Source organism: Leptospira langatensis (genome assembly GCF_004770615.1).
Classification (GTDB): domain Bacteria; phylum Spirochaetota; class Leptospiria; order Leptospirales; family Leptospiraceae; genus Leptospira_B; species Leptospira_B langatensis.
This window is the reverse complement of sequence record NZ_RQER01000007.1, coordinates 371249-391338: the sequence shown is the minus strand read 5'-3', so window position 1 is coordinate 391338 and position 20090 is coordinate 371249. Positions and strand designations below refer to the sequence as shown.

Below are 20090 nucleotides of genomic sequence, written 5' to 3'. Positions count from 1 at the left end.
TCGGAAGAGTCTTTATGTTTAAAGAATACCTAAGATACTTACTCGGCAAAGGACAGGTCCGTGCCATACTTGCGATTCGATCTGTTCTATTGATTTTAGTGCTCGCAGCAGTGCCTTCTATGCAGGCCGGAGGCGCGGTCGCCTTACTATTTGTGCCTCTTGTGCTGGCTTTACTCGGGACGTATGTGGCAAACGGGTATGTGATCCGATCCGGTATGGATCCGAAAAAACCTGTGGCACTCCCTCAGTTTTTGGTCTTCTTTCTGCTCTTGGTAGTATTCGTGCTCGTTCTGTTCTTGCTTTTGAATTTCCTGATCACTCCGTTTATCGGTCCGGAAACGAAGGCAGCCTTCGAGAAATACGCTAAGGATCCGAGCAAGCCCATGCCGGAAGAATTGACCAGGCTATATTTGATCACTCCTTTCCTCATGGGTTTGGTATTCTATCTGATCGTTCCTGTTCTATTCGCAAAATTGAATATACTACAAGGACTAAAGGCTCTTCTTTCCAGCATCAAACGTTCCGATTACGTAGTGGCGGCATGGACCCCGTACGTGATCATGTTCGTTCCTACGCTGGTAATGTTCCTCATTTCCGGTTCCGAAGAAATGGTAACCTCTTTCTTCGGACAGATCGTGATCTTATTCGTATTATTCTTCAGTTTGACTTCGGATATCTTCTTACAATATCCGACTTTCTATCTCATCAAGACCGAAGAGAAACCGGAAGAGCCTAACGAGTAACTAACCTTTCAGGAAGTTCATCGCCTCTCCTAGATTTTTTGCAATTTGGAGAAGTCCGGATGCGCTTCCTGCGATCTCTTCCGAGTTGGCGGCGCTGTTCTGCACCGTAACGGAAATATTTGTGACCGCGTTTGCCGTTTCCAGGATCGCAACCTTCTGCTCTCTTACGGAAGAACGGATCTCTTCCGATTTCGAATCCACCTGATCCACCGCTACACGGATGAGTTCCTTCTTCTCTTGCTGTACTCTCATTGTGGAAACAATGCTGTCCGAGGCGCTCTTAATAAAGGCTAATCCTTCTAAGATCTCCGCATAGACTTTCACGCAACTGTCCACGAATCCTTTTCCGGATTGTATTTCCTGGTTACTAGTTCGGATCAGTTCTTCGATCGTCTTGGTGCTTTGGTCCGTTTGTTCCGCGAGTCTTGTGATCTCCTGTGCGACGACTGCAAATCCTCTTCCGTGTTCTCCCGCTCTAGCCGCTTCGATCGCAGCGTTCAATGCGAGAAGGTTTACTTTTTCCGAGATCTCTTGGATGATCGCAGTGATGGATCTCATCTCTCCGGAACTGGATTCGATCTTGATCATGCTTTCGGAAAGACTTCCCATAGTCTTCTTACCTGCTTCCGTCTTGGTATACATATCCGAGATCCTTCCTAAAGAATCTCCAACGGATTCGCCCACTCTAGTGATGAGGCTGTCTAACTCTTTCATTTCTCCGGAAAAGGATAGGATCAGTTTATACTGGGCTTCTGCGTTATTTGTAACTTGCTCCATTCCGGCGCTGATCTCTTCGACAGAAGCGGAGATCTCTTCGACGGACGCGGATTCTGTTTGTGCATTCTCGGAAAGATAATCGCTGGATTTGGAGAGTTGCTCCGCAGAGGCCAGAATGGATTCTGAAAAGGTAAGAATGGAAGAAAGCATATCCTTTACCTTATGCTGGAAATTCCTAAAAACGATGGAAAGAAGATACAGCTCATCCTGATTGTGTTGGTCTTCTTCTACCAGTATAGCATGAGAGAAGTCCGCATCCCGGATGGAGATCCGGACCAGGTTCAGACCTTTTACGAGAGTCACGGAGAACTTTATGGAAGCATAAAGTATGTAGACCAATGTAATTGTCGAAATCGTAAGAAATACGGTTAGGCTAAAAGCATATTCAGTTTCCGCTCTTTGGTAGATCCGTTCTCCGATCATCAGCTGGACAGAGATCAGTTTTTCTATCTTGCCAGCTACAGGATCTATCTTCGGATACATGATCTTATCCGCGAATTCTCCCAAACCTTGCCTATCTTGTTCCTTCATTAAGGCTCGAGCTTGTTCTACTGCAGTGTCTGCTTCTTGGAAGAGAGGTTTTAGCTCTTCGATCAGTACTGTCTCTTCTTCTACTAAGGTCGTTGCAAGATATGCTTTCCATTCCCTGTCGATATCGGAAGTTGCTTTGTCCAGATTCGCGATCCCTTCTTCATACGTGAAGGCGCCACTTCTCACTTTGTGAACGCAATCTACGATGGAGATCGCATAATGATCGGAAATCGTTTTGAGTTGTTTGAGAGGAATGAGTCTATCGTTACGGATTGTTTCGATATCCTGGATCCTAGAAGATGAATTGATGATGGATAAGGCCACTAACGCTAGGAAAGGGAGGAGGACAGAAGCAAAGAGGATCGCAAGTTTCGTCTTTAAATTTAATCGTGAATACCAAATCATATAATAACTCCGCGCGAGATTTTATACGATTTGGGCTATAAATCCAGAGAAATCGAATTCTTTTGGAATTTTTCGATGAGTTCCTCGAAGCGAATTTTTACGCTTAGACAAGAGACATTGTAGCGATCGCTATAGGCTTGACAGAAGTCTATTTGAGACTATTCTCGGTGAACAAGCGAAAGAATTTATATCATACAAACGTTACAAAAAGGAAGAGGCAGTACTAGCCTTATGAATCAAAGAATAGAAAGAGAAAAAAAATCCGGGAAACTGCTAGTTCGTTTTCTAATTTTACTTTTGGCGTTGAGCGGATCCTTATCCGCAGCGTTATCGCTCAAACATATTCCTGACACAATTGGTCCGGATGGAAGGAATATCTCCAGACAGTTCTTTCAGTTTTTGAGATCGGCAATCATTAAGAATAAATACGATGGTAGAGCGGAAGGTTTTCATAAGTATCTGGACCGCTCTTTAGAGAGATTCGAATTAAAGAACCTTTTTAATTCCGAATACATGACCAAGGATAGTAATGGTCAGCATTATGTGACGTACAGAGGAAAGTATTTTCCAGACGGATACAAGGTGAGCCTGGAAACGGTGAGAATGAAAGAAGTATCCACTCCGAATTTCGGGGACTTCTCCGCCGAGTTTGCTCTCAAGCATAATCCGAATCCGACATACGGTGGGAACTCCTATTCTGGAAATTTGGATGTATCTACTAATCTGGGCCCGTTCACTCATAAGCATGGATTGAATGCGATGGATTCTGGTCTTCATTATCTGGATTCGAATAATCTCAAGGCTATCGCTTCTCCCGATACTTCCTACTTCAAAAAGATAAAAGATCCGGAAGCGAGAAAGGCAATTAACGATTTTACGGAATCTTATCCTGCTCTTGCTAAATTCATGCAGTATTATTTTGGAATGGATTCCCTCTTAAAAGTGCAACATGACGGAAAGATCCCAGGACTCACGGCATTTGCTTTCGAGGGGAATATTGAGCAAACTCTAATGCGGGATTATCCGGATTTTGGCGATTATCTGGATGATATTAAATACTTGGGATTCATAAAAGTGAGGCTCATGAACCTACAAGGTAGAAGCCTCGGAGAATTCGCGATCGAGTCCAAGTCCAGAGAGATCCGATTCAAATTCTACACTCATAACGGAAAGGTGATCCCTTACGATACTAAAGGGAATTTCTATCCTCAGGACGGGTTTCTTTTGACTAGTCTGACGGATTTTCCTTTTATCGCTAAGGCTAGTGTAGAAGCGAATTTGTACGGACTTGTATTAGAAAACGATGATATACAATTATTGGGAAGATTTTCCAATACAGCAAACTCCGGAGTGTTGAGCCTAAAGGTAACGAAGATCAAGGAATTCGATGTGAGCGGCGCATTCGCCTATTTCGCTCCTTCTTGGGCGATCAATATTTTCGTACCGGGAAACCTGCAGTCCATTATCTATGAATTCACCGAGACAGTCGTGAAAGCGAATAACGGAAAAGGCACCAGCGTGGTCTTAAGATGGGATAGAGATGCCTCCAAGACGCTGATGAAAACGCAAATAGAGACCGAGTTCTTGGACAATTTCTTTATCCGCTTCGGACTGAAGATCTGGAATAATCGGGTTCTCCCGGATGAGGATGCAAAGGACGATATTCGTGCTGTTCTCTCCAAGACCCTTGAGCTCTTGTTAAAAGGAATTTGATCTCAATAACCTTTTTATAAGCAATTCTTTTCGTTATTTCGGCCCTCGATGGATCCGGGTTTCCCGATGAGATCGAGGGCTTTTCTTTTGATCGAACAAGATCACACTTAGATCCCTTCGCTTTCTTTTATCGGATAACGATTATTATAATAAGAAGGAATCGATTTGAATTCCCGATTGATAGCTCTTAAGCGGATTTCGCCTCTTTACGGATATGGTTTTGTTTATATTATTAAACGAATTCGAAAAATGAGATATAAAAATCTTCTTGCAAGATCCCGATTTTACCTTCTTTTATATAGGCGATGGAAATATATGTTTGGAAAGGCGATATAACATCCATCCAGGCGGATGCTGTGGTCAATGCGGCCAATTCTTCCTTAATGGGGGGAGGCGGAGTCGACGGCGCCATTCATAGGGTAGGTGGACCCAAGATCGCCGAAGAATGCAGGATCCTAAAATTGAAACGGTATCCGAACGGACTACCTACGGGCCAATGTACGTTGACATCGGGAGGGCAGCTTCCCGCAAAATATGTGATCCATGCGGTAGGGCCGGTATGGAAGGGAGGAGAGTTCGGAGAAGCGTCCTTATTGGAAAGCTGCTATAGAAATATACTTCAGTTGGCTCAAGAAAGGGCTTTTGAGTCGATCGCCGTCCCAAGTATCAGCACCGGGATCTTCGCCTATCCGAAAGAGCTTGCGACCCCGATTGCGATCCAAACGGTTTTGGATCATAAGGACCAATTCCCCAGAAAACTTGCCCTCATATGCTTCGACAAGGATACCAAGGATCTATATGAGAAAACCTTAAAAGAGTTAGGTGTGAATTTCAAAGAAGGGATCCAATCCTTCTGAGATTCTTTTAGAGGCCGAGTCCCGCGACTCCTCCGCAAGTAGTAAAGAGATTTTGTTTCGGTGAGATTGCATAAGAAGTGTCTGAAGTCGCTTCACCCAAAGTGGTATTGATCGTGCTCGTGATCAAATTCGTGTTCACACAAGAAGCAGCCGAGTCGTTGCACTGAACGCTTGTCGGCATGGATCCGATCGCAAAATCGCTTAGCCAGGTCCCGAAGTTTACGGTCCCACTGACCAAGGAATACATATCATTGCTTGTGCTAATTGTATGAACATCTCCGGGGCCTAGGTAATATCTATAATTCGATTTGGTAGCTGCATCTTTCATCTTGGAGATTGCCTGTTTGGACCAATCGCAAGTAGTATAATCATTGGAGGAAGAGCCATTCCCGTCCGGCATAGAGCTTCCGTCGCTGTCCCCGAAAATAGAAGAGTAGGATTTTCCTGACTGGTACGGATCGGCTACAGTTGCGGTGGTATAAGCCAACTGGGACGCATTGATCTTATTGATCTGTCCCATCACATTATAAAAAAATCTTTGGTTCCCATCGAAGACTGCGGCATACTGAGCTAGTCTGTCGTTTGGATATTCGTCCGCTACCTTCTTAAAGTAATCGTTCAAGGAGGCGCCCGCAGATGTGGTATATGTGCTACCTATTCCCGACACCCATTGGGGAAGATTGGAAAAAGTAAAATGCCCGCTTGCGTTCCCGATGCCGTTTTCTACCCCCCAAGAATTCTCTAGAACAGGAAAGAACGCGGGACCCGGAGTATAAGAAGAAGTAGGAACGACTGCGTTAGACGCGTCCGAAAGCATCCGGACTTGCACTCCAGAACTGATGGACGTCACGGTTTCTCGGATGATAGGGAAGTTCAGAATGGTTCCGTACCCTCCCGCGCTTTGTCCGATCACAAATACCTCCTCCAGATTGCTGTATGCACTTTGGATGAATTTCAGAACGGAAATCACATTATCATATCCGTGGTGCTGGATGGTGCCTCTTGCATACGTAGTGACCTTGCTTCCTATATGCAGATCCCCGGTGCAATAGGGGATGAAAATAATATCATAATTTCGGAACGGATTCGCACCAACGGATTGGTCCATGATGCCTTTGAAGATGAGATTGATCGCGAAATCCGGAATGGTGTTCAACTGATTGAAATAAGTTGTGGTATTGTCCCCGAAACAGTTTGCGTCGTCCCAACAAGCGCCTCCCCCCATGAAATTGATCAAAAGTTTGGTATTCGCATTTCTGACAGTCTTACGGAAGAAATAGAAGTTCGTATTTCCCGGAGTACCAGAACATTCCGGAGTAAAACTTGCCGTATACGTGTAAGGAGTTCCCGAGCCATGATCCACCTGAGTGGTGAAAGTATCCGGATGAGGAGTGATCCTATGATACGGAGAGACTACGAGGCCTAGGATAGCTGCGTTCATTGCTGCTTCGTTATCGGAATGGTTGGAGGATTTAGTGCAGAGAATAGAGGAGAAGAAGATAAGAACGATTAAAAAGCGAAACATGAAGAAACCTTCTTAAGCTCCTGTTCGATATGGATAGAAGCTTAAGAATATTGTAAGATAGGTTTCTAAAATGTCAAGGGAAGCGAAGGCTCGTTTATAAGCAGGTTTCCGCCAGATCTTTCCCACTGTTGAAAGATTGGTGAGAAGTAGATCTCTTCAAACTGTTATTGTACTGATTTGAGATATAATTCGTATCCGTGCAAGGATGGGAACCGGAACCGAGAGAACAGTCCACATTCTCCGGAGTAGTGCCCGTATTTGTCACAATATTGGCGAACCAAGAATTAAAACTTTTACCCTGGCTGGTGAGGTTAAACATCTCGTTGCTTGTGGTAATTGTATGAACATCCCCGGGAGCGATATAGTAATAATAATTTCCGTTAGTAGCCGCGGTTTGAGCGGTCTGCATTGCATTCTTAGAATGAAGTGCCCAGTTACAATTGGACGGTGTATTGTCGGCAAGGCTGTTCGGAAGATCGCTGACTTCACTCGCATCCCCAGGGCCAAAGAAGGAAGAAGAATCGGTATAGGCGGGGGTCCCACTCTTAATAATGCCCATAACGTTATAGAACCATCTTTGCGTACTATCGAATTGAGCGGCATATTGCCCTATTTTATCGTTTGTATAGGCGTTAGCGGTCTTGCTGATAAAGTCTTGGATAGTAGGAGTCCCACTCAGATAATTTGACCCTACGATCCAGGTCGGCATATTTACTGCGCTACCCCACTGGTCCCTGACTATATCCTGAAAGAAATTGTCGACTACCGCTCCATTCGAAGCATCTGCCAACAGGCTTACATTTGCCACGGCAGGGAAGGTGGCCGTATCCTTAAACATTTGTCGTATATGAGGATAATTTAAAATCGCTCCGTATCCGCCGGCACTCTGCCCTGCGACCACAATGTCGGTAACCTGAGTGTAGTTTTGCTGGATATATTTTAAGACGGCGAGTGTATTATCGTGTCCACGATGATGATAAGCGCTAGGTTCACTGGCGGGGTCTACATAAGGATCATCGTAATTTGTCGGGTCCGCCGAACCAATATGAAGATCTCCAGTACAATACGGAATAAAAAGAACATCGTAATTCCTTAATGGATTTGCGGAAACATCCGCATCCAAAATGCCTTGAAAGGCCACCTTTACGAAGAGATCCGGAACGGTATCCAAGAAGTTGAAGAAGGTAGTGGTATTATTCCCGAAGCAATTATCGTTACTCCAACAGGCTCCTCCTCCCATGAAATTGATGAGCAATTTCTTGTTATTGGAAGCAACCGATTTACGATAGAAATGAAAACTGGTATTGCCGGAGTTCCCGAAGCAAGCGGGGATGTAGCTTCTTCCCGGAGATTGATACGTGGCGTTCGAGTTAGGGATGATGATCGTATCCGGATTCGCATTGATCCTTTGGTAGGGATTTTGCAATACAACTGCAAGCCCCAGTCCTATCGTTTGATTGGTAGTATCCTGGGATTCCGTCTTGCAATCCAGAACACTTAACGCAAGCGCAAGAACGGAAATAAGGAACGGACTTTTGGCGAATGTTCGCATGGCTTCCCCACTACTCTTTCTCGTTAGAACGAGATATATATATTTCGAATTAGGCTATATATAAGACTGCTAAAAGTCAATCGGTATCCTCTTTTCTTCCCTTGATAAAGGGAAACGGATGTTATGGATCTATCCGTAATCATTTGAACGTCAGTTCAAGAAAAGTAGCGGAAAAATTCTTCGAGAAAACTACGCCAAAATTGCGTAACTTTTGCGGGAAAAGCGGGCCTTTTCAGGGTAAAAGAGCGAAAAGAAAGGTTTGAATATCGCGGCTCAGATCAAAAACTGGAATCGGCTCTTCTAATTCGAAAGCAAAGGTGAAAACGTGGAATTATTTGATAGTTTAGGCGAGATCGAGAACGGTATTATCCCGGTCGATTCCATACTTCCTCCAGAATTATTTTTGATCCCTATCAAGACCCGTCCCGTTTTTCCAGGCATCATTACTCCTCTCATCGTTCCCGGAGGAAAATTCGCTAAGGCAGTGGAAGAGGTGCTCAAAGGGAATTCGTTCATAGGACTCGTACTTCTAAAAGATGAAGAGAATGAGAAGAAGACGGAAGAGAATATCTACTCCTACGGAGTGGTGGCAAAGATCCTAAAGAAGGTGAATCTTCCCGACGGAGCGGTGAATATACTCATCAATACGGTCCGTAGATTCAAAGTAGAATCCTTTGTATCAGTCGAGCCATTGCTTGTCGCAAAAGTTACCTATCCGGAAGAAGAGCCAGGAGCACCCAAAAACACCATCAAGGCGATGATGAGGACCCTTCTCATCATGACGAGGGAACTCGCACAAAACAACCCTCTCTTTACCGAAGAGATGAAACTTACCATGCTGAATGTGAACGAGCCAGGTAAGATGGCGGACTTTGTATGCAGTATTTTGAATATAGAGAAGGAAGATTATCAATCCGTAATAGAATCCGTCAATCTGAAGGATCGGATCGAAAAAGTGCTACTCTATCTGAAAAAGGAGATCGATCTGGTCAGTCTCCAAAGAGAGATCCAGGAAAATATCCAGGACAAGATAGACAAACAGCAGAGACAGTTCTTCCTGAGAGAACAGCTGAAGGCGATCCAATCCGAACTTGGCCAAAAAGACGGAAAGTACGAGAAGAAATACGAAAAATTCATGGAGCGATTGAAGTCCATTCCCGCCGATCCCGAAGTGATCGAAGAAGTGGAACGGGAGATGGATAAGTTCTTCTACACGGATCAGAATACCGCAGATTATAACGTTATCCGAAATTATCTAGATATCTTGGAAAGTCTTCCCTGGGAGTCAGCTCCTAGTCGGGAGATAGATCTGGACAAGGCGCGTAAGACCTTGGATCGGGATCATTATAAATTGGACGATGTCAAGGAAAGGATCCTAGAATTCTTGGCGGTCAAGAAGTTGAAACCTTCGGAGAAGGGCTCCATTCTTCTTTTGGTTGGACCTCCCGGAGTGGGAAAGACCTCCATTGCTAAGTCGGTTGCGGAAGCGATGGGCAGGAAATTCTTCCGCTTCTCTGTAGGCGGAATGAGGGACGAGGCGGAGATCAAAGGACATAGAAGAACGTATATAGGTTCCATGCCTGGAAAGATCATCACCGCTCTTAGGATCACCAAGGAAAAAGATCCGGTCATTCTATTGGATGAAATAGATAAACTAGGGATCGGGATGCAAGGAGACCCTTCTGCCGCTCTTTTAGAAGTCTTGGACCCGGAGCAGAATAAATCCTTTCGAGATCATTATCTGGATCTTCCTTTCGATCTTTCTTCGGTATTCTTTATTGCTACGGCAAATACGTTAGACTCTATTAGTAGGATCCTTTTGGATCGAATGGAGGTCATCACGCTCTCCGGTTATATTACGGACGAGAAGTTCCAGATCTTCTCCAAACATTTATGGAAGAAGGTACTGGAGAAAAACGGGATCGATTCTTACGGCATCCAGATGGACAAGAAGGCTGTGGTCTCCCTGATCGATCATTATTCCAGGGAATCTGGAGTGAGGGGTCTTGAAAAACAATCGGATAAGCTCGCTCGTAAACTGGCATTGCATATCGTAAAAGGGGAGCCCTATCCGAAACATATCCAAGCCACCGACGTGGAGAAATTCCTGGGTGTCCCGAAATACACAGACGATCGAATGACTAAACCTACTGTTCCTGGGACAGCCTTGGGGCTGGCCTGGACTTCTATCGGTGGCGCAACACTCCTGATCGAGGCAGTATTCGTAAAAGGTAAGGGAGGCATTCTTCTTACCGGCATGATCGGTAAATCCATGGAAGAATCCTCTAGTATCGCTCTCAGCTATATTAAGAATTTCTTAGGTTCCGAAGAATTGTTTACGGAGAAGACGATCCACCTGCATGTTCCGGACGGCGCCACCCCTAAGGATGGACCGAGTGCCGGGATCACCATGGCGACTACTATACTTTCCTTGGTATTAGACAAAAGGATCAAGCTCGGATTCGGGATGACAGGCGAATTGACTCTTACCGGAGAAGTTTTGCCTATAGGCGGGTTGCGAGAAAAGATCGTGGCAGCCAAGAGAGTGGGTGTGCATAAGATCATCTTCCCTTCCGACAATAGGCCTCAACTGGATGAGATCCCGGACTATGTGAAGAAGGGAATGGAATTCTTTCCGGTCACCAGATTCGAAGAAGTGGCAAATATACTCTTCGAACCGAAGGTCCTTGAAAAAGCTCTCTCAAAAAAGGAAACTCATTCTGGAAAAAACGAAAAGTCAACTTCTCCCAAGGAGAGTGAGAAGGCTGTCAGCAAGGAAGATCCGAAGAAACAGAAGCCTTCTGCGAAGGCAAAGAAGAGAACGTTTCGAAAGAAATAAATTCCTTGGCGCGTTTCTATATACTCTTGAAAATTTGCCATGCGGTCCCGTTCGTTTCGTTTTAAAGCCTCATTTCTGTGCCTAAGCCTTCTTCTTGGCTTCTGTAAGGCGACGAACGGTTATAATCCCGGGGATCCTAGTACTAATGAGTATTATGAAACCCAAATATTAAAATGCATGCTCGGACAACTTGCAGAATGTGCTGTGGAGCCTTCTACGGCTCCTCCTACGATCTTATATAAGAAAAATCTGTTAAATAGTGTTGATTTCTATTTTGGCTTTCCGGGAAGTTTTAATCCGACCGTAACTGGAGCAGGGCCGGTCACATATTCGATATCGACCGGGGCATTGCCTGCGGGATTATCTTTCAATACAAGTAACGGCCAGATCTCTGGAACTCCAACCGCAACGGCAGTTTTAACTTCATTCGGAGTAACCGCGACAAATACGTTTGGGAATTCAACCGATACATTTTATATTTCCGTCTGGGATCCTAGTGCAATACCGGACACCGGAAAAGCCACTTGCACGGATAATACCGGTACCGGGACTTCCTGCGCGGGACAGGACGGAGAATTTTCCAATATACCTGGATTTAGAAGTTATAACGGGCCGGTGCCTCATCCTACATACACTAACCAACAGGCTAGTGTGGATATGATACGAGGATTGTATTGGAAGACATGTTCGGAAGGGCAAGCAGATCCGACCTGCTCGGGGACTCCCACTTTAGGCGATTGGACGTGGGCGTCTAACGTATGTAGCAATTTGAATGTCGCTCCGGGATATGCAGGTTTCACGACTTGGAGACTTCCCACCATGAAAGAATTACTCACTCTCGTATACTTGGGATCTTCTACTCCTTTAGTAGAAAGCACATATTTTCCGAACAGCGGGGCTTCGGGATATTGGACTTCCACACAAAATGCGGATAGCTCTGTACAAGCGTATGCGATCGATTTCAATCTGGGAAGTTCCATGTCTTACAATAAGGCTTCTTCATTCGCAGTTCGTTGTGTTTCCGGCAGGACTATGTCGGAGCCTAGCTTTGTAGACCAAGGGAACGGGATCGTTCTGGAACAAGGAAGTCAGATCTATTTTCAAAAATGCAATAATGGAGAAACATATACTGCTGGAGCCTGCGGAACCGGAGCGAACACGATCGATTGGGAAACCGCAGTTGCTATCTGCGATAGTTTCGTATTAGGAGGTTTCAATTGGAGACTTCCAAATTTGGATGAGTTACATCTTCTTACGGATTATACGGATACTTCCGATCCTAAAATATACTCTGTGTTTAACTCTACTGCTTCCGCTGCATATTGGACATCTTCTTCTCAAGGAGGAGGCGTTCAGGAAAATCAAGCATATGCTAATCTTGCAGATACCAGGGAGATGGCTCTCCAAACTAAAACGAATTTTCTGTATTTTAGGTGCGTAAGCAGCGGCCCATAAGTCGGCCAAAATAATTTGCTTTTTAGACCCTGTCTCTAAACCTGTTCGAAGGAGACCATATGGGCGTACCTTTTATAGATATCAAACGATTCGAACCGGGATTACTCGAAGCTTGGGAGGACAAAGTCAAGACTCTTAGCAAGAACGCTTCCTTTATCGGGGGAGAAGAAGTAAGCCTTTTAGAAAAGAATCTGGCCGAAGCGGCTGGAACGAAATATTCGATCGCTTGCGCCAATGGAACAGACGCATTACAACTCGCATTGAGAGCCTTAGGAGTCGGTAAGGGAGACACAGTTCTCGTTCCCGATTCCACATTCTGGGCCACTTTCGAATCCGTAGTAAACGTAGGAGCAGATCCTGCTACTGTAGACACCAATCCGGACGATCTTCAAATGGACTTTGAAGAATTCAAAAAAGCCTTAGAAGAAGTGAAACCGAAGGCTGCGATCATCGTGCATCTTTACGGATGGGGAAGCGCAAAGTTAGAAGACTATCGTAAACTTTGCAAAGAGAAGGGAGTCTTTCTGTTAGAAGACGGAGCGCAATCCTTCGGAGTCATATACAAAGGAAAGCCTGTTTATCAAGATGCATTGATCACGACCACTTCCTTCTATCCGGCAAAAGTATTAGGTGGTGCCGGGGACGGAGGAGCGGTCTTTACAAACGACGAAGAGCTTGCCAACCGGGTCAGAATGCTTGGAAACCACGGAAGGACTTCTCACTACGGTTATGGAGATGTGGGTTGGAATTCTAGAATGGATACCTTGCAGGCAGGATTCTTGAATTTGAATCTACCTTACTTAAAAGCAAGGATCGAGTCCCGCAGAAAGTCCGCAGAGAAATACTACCAAGTGCTTCCTGGACTAGGGGTGAATGTGATCCAACCTCCGAAAGATTTCGCGGAGAATGGATACTGCAACGTTACTCTCTTTGATCCGGCAGAAAGACCGAAGATCCAAGAAGTCCTGAAAAGTAAGGGAATCGGATTCGGGGTCATCTATCCGGGAGCCATGAGCGATCAACCGGGTGCTAAGCCTTATATCAAAGGAAGATTCGGAAAGGAGCATAGGACCGGAAGGATCTGTGATTCCGTTTTGAATTTCCCTCTCTTTCCATACATGACGGACGCAGAGTTCGAAGAAGTGTTCTCCGCGATCAAAGAATATAAGAAATAGATCCGAGAGAAAGAAGCAAAGACTTGAGAAAAGCCGCTATCCAGCGGCTTTTTTATTTCTATATTTTCTTTCCTACTCCGGAAAAGAGTAGAGAAGATCCTGAGAAAAGGGAAAAGTTTTTTCCGTAAATGAATTGTCAGGGTCTAAATACTGTATTTAGAATGGTTCTAAATTGCGGGAATATAAGGAGATTCTTATGAAGCCGAATATCGGAATTCCAGAAAAAGACAGAGAAGCGATCAATCAGGGTTTGCAAAAGCTTCTAGCGGATACATACTTTTTATATCTGAAAACTCATAACTACCATTGGAACGTTACTGGGCCTCTTTTCAATACATTGCATTTGATGTTCATGACCCAGTACACGGAGCTTTGGAATGCACTGGATCTCATTGCAGAAAGGATCCGTTCCCTTGGATATCCTGCGCCGGGAACTTACAAGGCATTCTCTAGTTTGACTTCCTTGAAAGAAGAAGACGGAGTCCCTAAGGCCGAAGAAATGCTAAAGAATCTGGTGGAAGGTCATGAAGCAGTGATCAGAACCGCGAGAGCGATCCTTCCTTCTGCAGATTCGGGAGGGGATGAGGTGACTACCGATCTTCTTACCCAAAGATTGGATATCCACGAGAAGACGGCTTGGATGCTCCGAAGCATGCTCGAGTAATTCCCCACTTAATAAAAAACGAATATTCTCTTTCGGAGAATATTCGTTCATATCTTTTAATAAAAATCCTGAAAAGAAGAGTCCGGCAAAAACTTTCGTTAACAAACCTCGGTTTTAGCGGGCGGCCTATGCACCGAGATCCGCGGAAGGCGGAAGCCTTCCTTGCCGGACTGTGAAGAGTTTAGAGAGTGAGTATATACTCCACTAAGTCGTCCACATCCGTTGCGGATTGTGTACACCAAGGGTGAGGAGCGGCAGGCATTCCGATCGGAGCAGAAGTTCCTAACTCTGTCGGGCCGTATTCTCTTCTCATCTTTTGGTAATCCCAATAGTACCAGTCGGTGTCCCAAGGAACGGTTACGAAGTATTTATGTCTTTCGATGAACCTGTTTCTCTTGATACCGGCATCCGTGGCTGGGGATTTGAAGGCACGGAACACATCTGCTTTTCTGTTCTGCGGAGGATAAGGAGCCGGGAAGTCCGGACCACCTAACGCAGGAGAATAAGGCGAATGCAGAGTGTAGTATTGGTTGTAGAGTGCTGAACCTTCGGTGCATCGATCCGGATTCACTAAGTCTTCCAGATTTCGAACGTGGCCGTCGCTTAACAATCCTCTGTGCTGTACCCAATACATATCTCTCAAGAAAGTAGCACGAATGGATTGTTGCTTTCTTTGGTAGATGGTAGGAGTAAAGAATCTTCCCACTTCATTGAGTTTGAACATTCTCTCGTTGGAGTTAAGGCCTACCTTATCGCTATGACAAGAGCCGCAATCTCTTTGGAAGGTTGCTTTTCCTCTGCCCACTGCAGCAGTGATACCAGGAACATTCTCCCAACCGGTTTGCACGAATGCTCCTTCTCCGGAATCAGCTCCTGCTTGTGGGATGAGTTTGCCTTTGTATTTCAACCAGCGATACATACCTACTTGTCTGAGAGGTTTGTCGTACTGATCCAGTTTGGTCATGTATGCCGTAAGAGCTTGTAACTCTCTCGTATGCATGGATCCGGTCGCACCGTCCGGTTCTTCCGAATGGATATAGGAACCTTCGAAACCCACATAGGATTCTGTGTGAGAAAGGGATCTACGAACACCCATATAATTGGTCACGTTCGGGATGGCGATCGGAGAGAATTGATAGTCGTTGTCTGTCTCGCTACCTTCTCCTTTTACCCGGATAAGAGCGTGCTCACCCGCACCTTGAGGCATCACATAGATCAACATGGTCTTATCCACATCTTTGGAAGAAGGATCCGAGCTAGGACCAGGCTCACTTGCTTGGATGCCTGTAAAGTTCCCCAATACAGACCATTTCATGGACCATTTCGGATTTGGAAGTCCGGGAACTACTTTCGTAACTACGTTTCCCGGAGAAGCCTCATAGCTCAGTCTATAGCCATGGCAAGAAGCACAGTTGAATCCGATCCATTCTCCACTGCCAGTATAAGGATTGGATGCTTGTGCGTAACGATACCCTGCCCAACCAGTGCTTCTGGTATTTCCTTTCAATAAAGGATCCGCTCCTAAGAAGCCCGGGATCGGAGTGGGTTGCGGATACGGATCGAAATATACGTTATCCGTTGCAGCAGATGGAACTTCCCCGGCGACTGTTTGGTACGCTCCGAACAAAAGAAGAGGGTCCGCTATATTTCCGGTCACAGGATCTTTTGCCTGATATCCGAAGATCTTGGTCCAATCCAAATTGCGAATGGAATGAGCGATCCCGATATTGAAATCATAAGACCAGAACACTTGCTCTCCCAAAGCGAGAAGTGCACTGAATCCAGGGTTGTTCACATTGATCTGAACAGGATCCGTTCCTTTTGCGTCGCTAAGTAAGGAAACTACATCGCATGTCTGAGGAAAATCATCATCGGTGATCCTACTTGTCTGCGCATTTATCACGTTATGCGGTTGTCCAGGGCGAAGAAGAGAATCGTTATATCCGATCCTCTTTTGGATCTGTACTACAAGAGGACCGCTTGTTGTATGTTCAGGAACCTTGAACTGGACCTGAGTGTCGGTCCAGGCAAGAATATAGGAATTCCAACTATCGTGAACGTTGCTAGTCTCAAAGTTCACCTGCTTAGTGACGTCCAACAACTGCTCGTACATTTTCAGATTGGTTTCAAGGATCCTCGTATTGCCGATCATGATCTTAGAGTAATCGATATCCGGGCCGGCTCCAAAACCGGTTCCTCTTAAGGTGATTGTTTGCCCCGGGCTGAATGTAGGCGTGGGGTAGGTCTGGCCATTCGTTGTAGTTTGCCAGGCCAGACTACCGTTGATGAGTATCGATTGAAGCACCGGTTGCGGGAAAGAAGAGGCGGAAATAGCGCGCGCTCCTTCCCGGATGGGATCAAATTTACACACTTCTTCTTGGTTAGGGAATTCGGTGAATACTCCCACGGGACATCCCGCGACTAATACCCCGAATCCGACCAAGGCGTACTGCAAATATTTCTTTGCAGTACGTATTCTTTGCATTTCCATTTTCCGCTCCTAGTCCGGAGATGCAGAGGCAAACTCACGGATCACAGTTCTGGAAGAGTAGGATAAAGCAAAAAAAGAGGAGGGTCGTCCGAGACACGGAATTCGAACGTTCGAGTTTCATTATTCGAACAGTTGTATAAAAACCGAAACTTATAAAATAAGCAAAATATAAGAGGCCAAGGCTGATAAACCAAAGGAGAAGAGATCAAGGCAAGCGTTCGAAATAAAAAGATTCCATATCAGTTTTTAATAAACCGTTCTTTGGCTTAGAGCATTCCGACTGAGAACACTTGACAAGCTTATCTATTTTCTTAATATACCGACCATGTTAAATCCCGAGGTGGTGACTCCCATACTCTACTTCGGAAGCGGCCTTTCTTTTCTATTAGTGCTACAAAGGTTGGTTCCGCGTAAAAAACGAAGAGAAGACAGGATTAGCGCACTTTTGTTCCTTTCGTTGGGTATCATACTATTTACGGTCGCGAACGTTATTTTGGAAGTGGACCGCAAGTATCCGCATGCTATCTTTCTTCTTTTGACTTCTTTTTCTACGATCGGCCCTCTTTCTCTATTGTACACTCATGCCTTGGTCTACCCGAACCAGACACTGTACAAGGACATACGTTTGCATTTTCTGATCCCGGGAATGTTCTTTGTAGGGGAGCTTTTATTTTTCGGAAGGCCTTGGGATTCGATCATCGCCGACTTAGGGGAATTTAGGGAAATTCGATATAAGCATTATTTATCCATTGGATTCTTTCTGACCACAGCATTGACCGCAATGTACTTCGCATTTAGATACAGGATGCTTTTGACTGTGATCTCCATACCGGAAATCCGATCTCAGATCAGATTCATATTCATATTGGCTACGGTCACAGTATTTGCAATGTCCGGATTGGTATTCGGATTCATGTTTGCTTCGGATCTTCTGTTTCGGGTCGGTGGACTGCTGGTTGCATTGATCGTGACTATGTTGTTTTTGGCTCCTTCTCGCTATCCTGATTTCTTCGCGCCTTTGACAAGAGAGGTCCGCAAGAAGAAGTATGAAAAATCCTTACTGGTAGGTTTGGATCTGAATCTATTAGAGTTACGGATAGAAGAATTGATGAAGGAAGATAAGTTGTACCGGGATCCGGAGTTGACTTTGCATTCTCTTTCCGACGATCTTGGGATCAAGCCGTATCAATTGACCGAGTTTTTGAACGAGCATTTGCAAACAGGATTTCACAATTATATCAATCGGTTTCGGATAGAGGAAGCGGTGAAACTATTGGAAGAGAAGTCGGATCAGGACATTCTCTCCATCTGCTATTTTGTAGGATTCAATTCCAAGTCTTCGTTTAACGACGCCTTTCGAAAAGTTACCGGAAAGACGCCTAGTCAATTGAGGCAGAACAAATCTCTTTCCCGTCAGATCTCTTAAGGCTGGAACTCGGTGAATAGAAGGACCCAATCCCCTTGCGTTCTCTCAAACCAATCCTTTTCTTCGTTAAAGGTCCCACCTGCGAGTTCTAGTACCTTCTTCATATAGGGTTCACCGGGATCGAAGTCTTGCGCGTCGAGGAAGATGGAGCCTCCCCATTTCTTCTTTGCTTGGGTATGGGAGAAGACCCCTTTCAGGGATTCCACTTTTTTGTTGTTTAATGGAATATTATATTTTTCTGATAATTCTTTTACGAGCTTTACGACTCCCGCAGTTTGGGCCGGATTTGCCAGAAGCATTTCCGTATCCTTGCCCACGATCTCTATCTGAAAGCAATTCCGATTGGTGCCGGTGGCCGCCGCTGCCATATGCAATGGACTGTCCAAGAGTTGATAGATCTTTCCGTCCTTGTCTGCGAGAAAGGTGGCTGCAAGGTTTCGCTTTTCCAGCACTAGGATTGTTCCATCATAGTCGTTGATCGCAGTGAAATGCAATACCACGCAGTCTGCGGAGATCATTCCTCTATAATTATATCTAAGCCTTTTTTCTTCCGGAAGAAGACCGTCCATGGTTCTTTCTACCGACTCTAACTCCGTTTTAGGGGTAGGAGTAACTCCTCTTCCCTTGTCGTAGCTAGGTTCTTTGATCTCTCCATTTTGCCCGACGAAAGGCCTTTCCTTACGAAGCACCCAATCCCCGTATCTATCCTTCCATTCCATTTCGGAGAAGAAGGATCCTTTAGACTCTTCTAATATGGATCTAAGAACGTTCTCATTTCCGCAATCGCTTCCATTCAGGAAGGCGCCGAATTTCTTCTTTCCTTGCGTATGAGTGAATATTCCCGAAAAAGAGGAAACATCCGAATTCGAAAGAGGAACATTGAATTCCTTGGAGATCTTTTGGATAGCGCTTACCAAGGCCTTTCTTTGGATCGGACGCTTTAGGATATCTTCCTTATCTCCTTCCCAAGCAAGATGTAAGACATGGTTGTCCATTTTGGGAGCCGCTTTTATGAGAACGGAACCCGCATTCTCTAAGCCGTAGAGTCTTCCTTTTTTATCTACCAGGTAGTGAACGAGCCAACCTGAATTTGCACTTTTACTAATATACTCTTCCGGACTTAAGCCCTTCGTATGATGTAGCAGGATCCCCTTAACCTTAGATTTGGAACGAGAAGTAGAAAGAGTCTCCAGGGTCTTGCCGGGAGGGAGAAGGGCAATCAAGGGAAGAAGTGGAGTCTCATTTTCCAAAACGGAAAGATGCGTGGGCGAGCCGGAAGCACAGCTAAATAGAATTAGAATGGAACAGATCGCGGATATGGGTCTCAACATCCTTTCTCCGATAATTTTTCTTTTAGTAAGGAAAGGTCGGAACGAACTCTTTCCATGATCATTTTTGCTTTGGTATGACGGTTTAGAAGATCCTTATATTCTAATACGGATTGGCTCTTCTTGATCTTGGCTCCGTTTTCCAATTCCGGTTCCAGGGGTAGGGTCTCCAGATCTCTGAGTGCGCTTTCCGCTTCTAATCGTATCTTGGTCCAGTTTGCGGTAAATGCGGAATGTATCTCTTTCGGGACCTTCTCCTTAGAGATCTTGATCCTATCCTCCATCTGAGGGAGATCGATCCTTAGGAATTCGCTCAATGCCTGAGAGTCTTGTACAAGTTCGTCCAATACGGAGCTGAGATGCTTTTCGATCGCCTCGTGTTGGGAATGGATCGCCTTCTTTGCCCTTCGGAAGATGCGGAGCATTGCAAGAAAGGAAAGGAATAGAACGGATAAGAAGACCCAAAAGGAAAACTTGGAAAAGACCCAACTCACCCAAGGGGATTCGAACCATTCTTGCAGATAAAAGCCAAGGAATCCTAAACCTAAAAGAACGCAAAAAAATAAGAGAGGAAGAATTCGTCTCATTTACTTTCTCATTTCTAAGAAG

At 45.1% G+C, this 20090-nt stretch carries 13 protein-coding genes and 1 pseudogene; 8 read left to right on the top strand and 6 right to left on the bottom strand.

Annotation, left to right across the window (positions count from 1 at the left end):
- The first annotated feature begins 14 nt into the window (after positions 1–14).
- A complete protein-coding gene (locus EHO57_RS13475) occupies positions 15–743 on the top strand; it encodes a hypothetical protein (RefSeq protein WP_135645566.1) in 729 nt (242 codons plus the stop codon).
- Here the strand turns inward: EHO57_RS13475 and EHO57_RS13470 are convergent, their stop codons facing one another.
- The gene (locus EHO57_RS13470) at positions 744–2456 is read right to left on the bottom strand and encodes a methyl-accepting chemotaxis protein (protein ID WP_135645568.1); all 1713 of its coding nucleotides are present in this window, start codon (positions 2454–2456) and stop codon (positions 744–746) included.
- Between the two features lie 231 nt (positions 2457–2687).
- Between EHO57_RS13470 and EHO57_RS13465 the strand changes: the two genes are divergently transcribed.
- Together EHO57_RS13465 and EHO57_RS13460 are read left to right on the top strand one after the other, a co-directional pair.
- A complete protein-coding gene (locus EHO57_RS13465) occupies positions 2688–4169 on the top strand; it encodes a hypothetical protein (protein ID WP_135645570.1) in 1482 nt (493 codons plus the stop codon).
- A gap of 305 nt (positions 4170–4474) precedes the next feature.
- On the top strand, positions 4475–5026 hold the full coding sequence (locus EHO57_RS13460; RefSeq protein ID WP_135645572.1) for an O-acetyl-ADP-ribose deacetylase: 552 nt from the start codon (positions 4475–4477) through the stop codon (positions 5024–5026).
- Positions 5027–5033: 7 nt separating this feature from the next.
- Here EHO57_RS13460 and EHO57_RS13455 read toward each other — a convergent pair whose 3' ends face one another.
- Positions 5034–6551 (bottom strand): pectin acetylesterase-family hydrolase, encoded by a 1518-nt coding sequence (locus tag EHO57_RS13455; RefSeq protein WP_135645574.1) that lies wholly within the window; start codon positions 6549–6551, stop codon positions 5034–5036.
- A gap of 94 nt (positions 6552–6645) precedes the next feature.
- Positions 6646–8103 carry a pectin acetylesterase-family hydrolase gene (locus EHO57_RS13450; RefSeq protein ID WP_135645576.1) on the bottom strand — a complete coding sequence of 486 codons (1458 nt, stop codon included), beginning with the start codon at positions 8101–8103 and terminating at the stop codon, positions 6646–6648.
- Positions 8104–8428: 325 nt separating this feature from the next.
- Between EHO57_RS13450 and lon the strand changes: the two are divergent.
- From lon to EHO57_RS13430, 4 genes and pseudogenes are all read left to right on the top strand, one after another.
- A pseudogene (gene lon, locus EHO57_RS13445) lies at positions 8429–10798 on the top strand (endopeptidase La); the annotation flags it as partial.
- 321 nt (positions 10799–11119) lie between these two features.
- Positions 11120–12397: an Lcl domain-containing protein gene (locus EHO57_RS13440; protein WP_167882283.1), complete on the top strand. Its 1278-nt coding sequence runs from the start codon at positions 11120–11122 to the stop codon at positions 12395–12397.
- A gap of 59 nt (positions 12398–12456) precedes the next feature.
- Positions 12457–13572, top strand: a complete 1116-nt coding sequence (locus EHO57_RS13435) for a DegT/DnrJ/EryC1/StrS aminotransferase family protein (RefSeq protein WP_135645582.1) — start codon at positions 12457–12459, stop codon at positions 13570–13572.
- Between the two features lie 196 nt (positions 13573–13768).
- Positions 13769–14236 carry a Dps family protein gene (locus EHO57_RS13430; RefSeq protein ID WP_135645584.1) on the top strand — a complete coding sequence of 156 codons (468 nt, stop codon included), beginning with the start codon at positions 13769–13771 and terminating at the stop codon, positions 14234–14236.
- Positions 14237–14417: 181 nt separating this feature from the next.
- On the opposite strand, the gene EHO57_RS13425 is transcribed toward EHO57_RS13430, so the two are convergent.
- Positions 14418–16721: a hypothetical protein gene (locus EHO57_RS13425; protein WP_135645716.1), complete on the bottom strand. Its 2304-nt coding sequence runs from the start codon at positions 16719–16721 to the stop codon at positions 14418–14420.
- 331 nt (positions 16722–17052) lie between these two features.
- On the opposite strand from EHO57_RS13425, the gene EHO57_RS13420 reads away from it, so the two are divergent.
- Entirely contained in the window at positions 17053–18153 is a 1101-nt protein-coding gene (locus EHO57_RS13420; RefSeq protein WP_135645586.1) for a helix-turn-helix domain-containing protein, read from the top strand.
- Here EHO57_RS13420 and EHO57_RS13415 read toward each other — a convergent pair.
- Entirely contained in the window at positions 18150–19484 is a 1335-nt protein-coding gene (locus tag EHO57_RS13415; protein WP_135645588.1) for a peptidoglycan recognition protein family protein, read from the bottom strand. The genes EHO57_RS13420 and EHO57_RS13415 overlap by 4 nt on opposite strands.
- A complete protein-coding gene (locus tag EHO57_RS13410) occupies positions 19478–20068 on the bottom strand; it encodes a hypothetical protein (RefSeq protein ID WP_135645590.1) in 591 nt (196 codons plus the stop codon). Before EHO57_RS13410 ends, EHO57_RS13415 begins: the two co-directional genes overlap by 7 nt.
- Positions 20069–20090 lie beyond the last annotated feature (22 nt).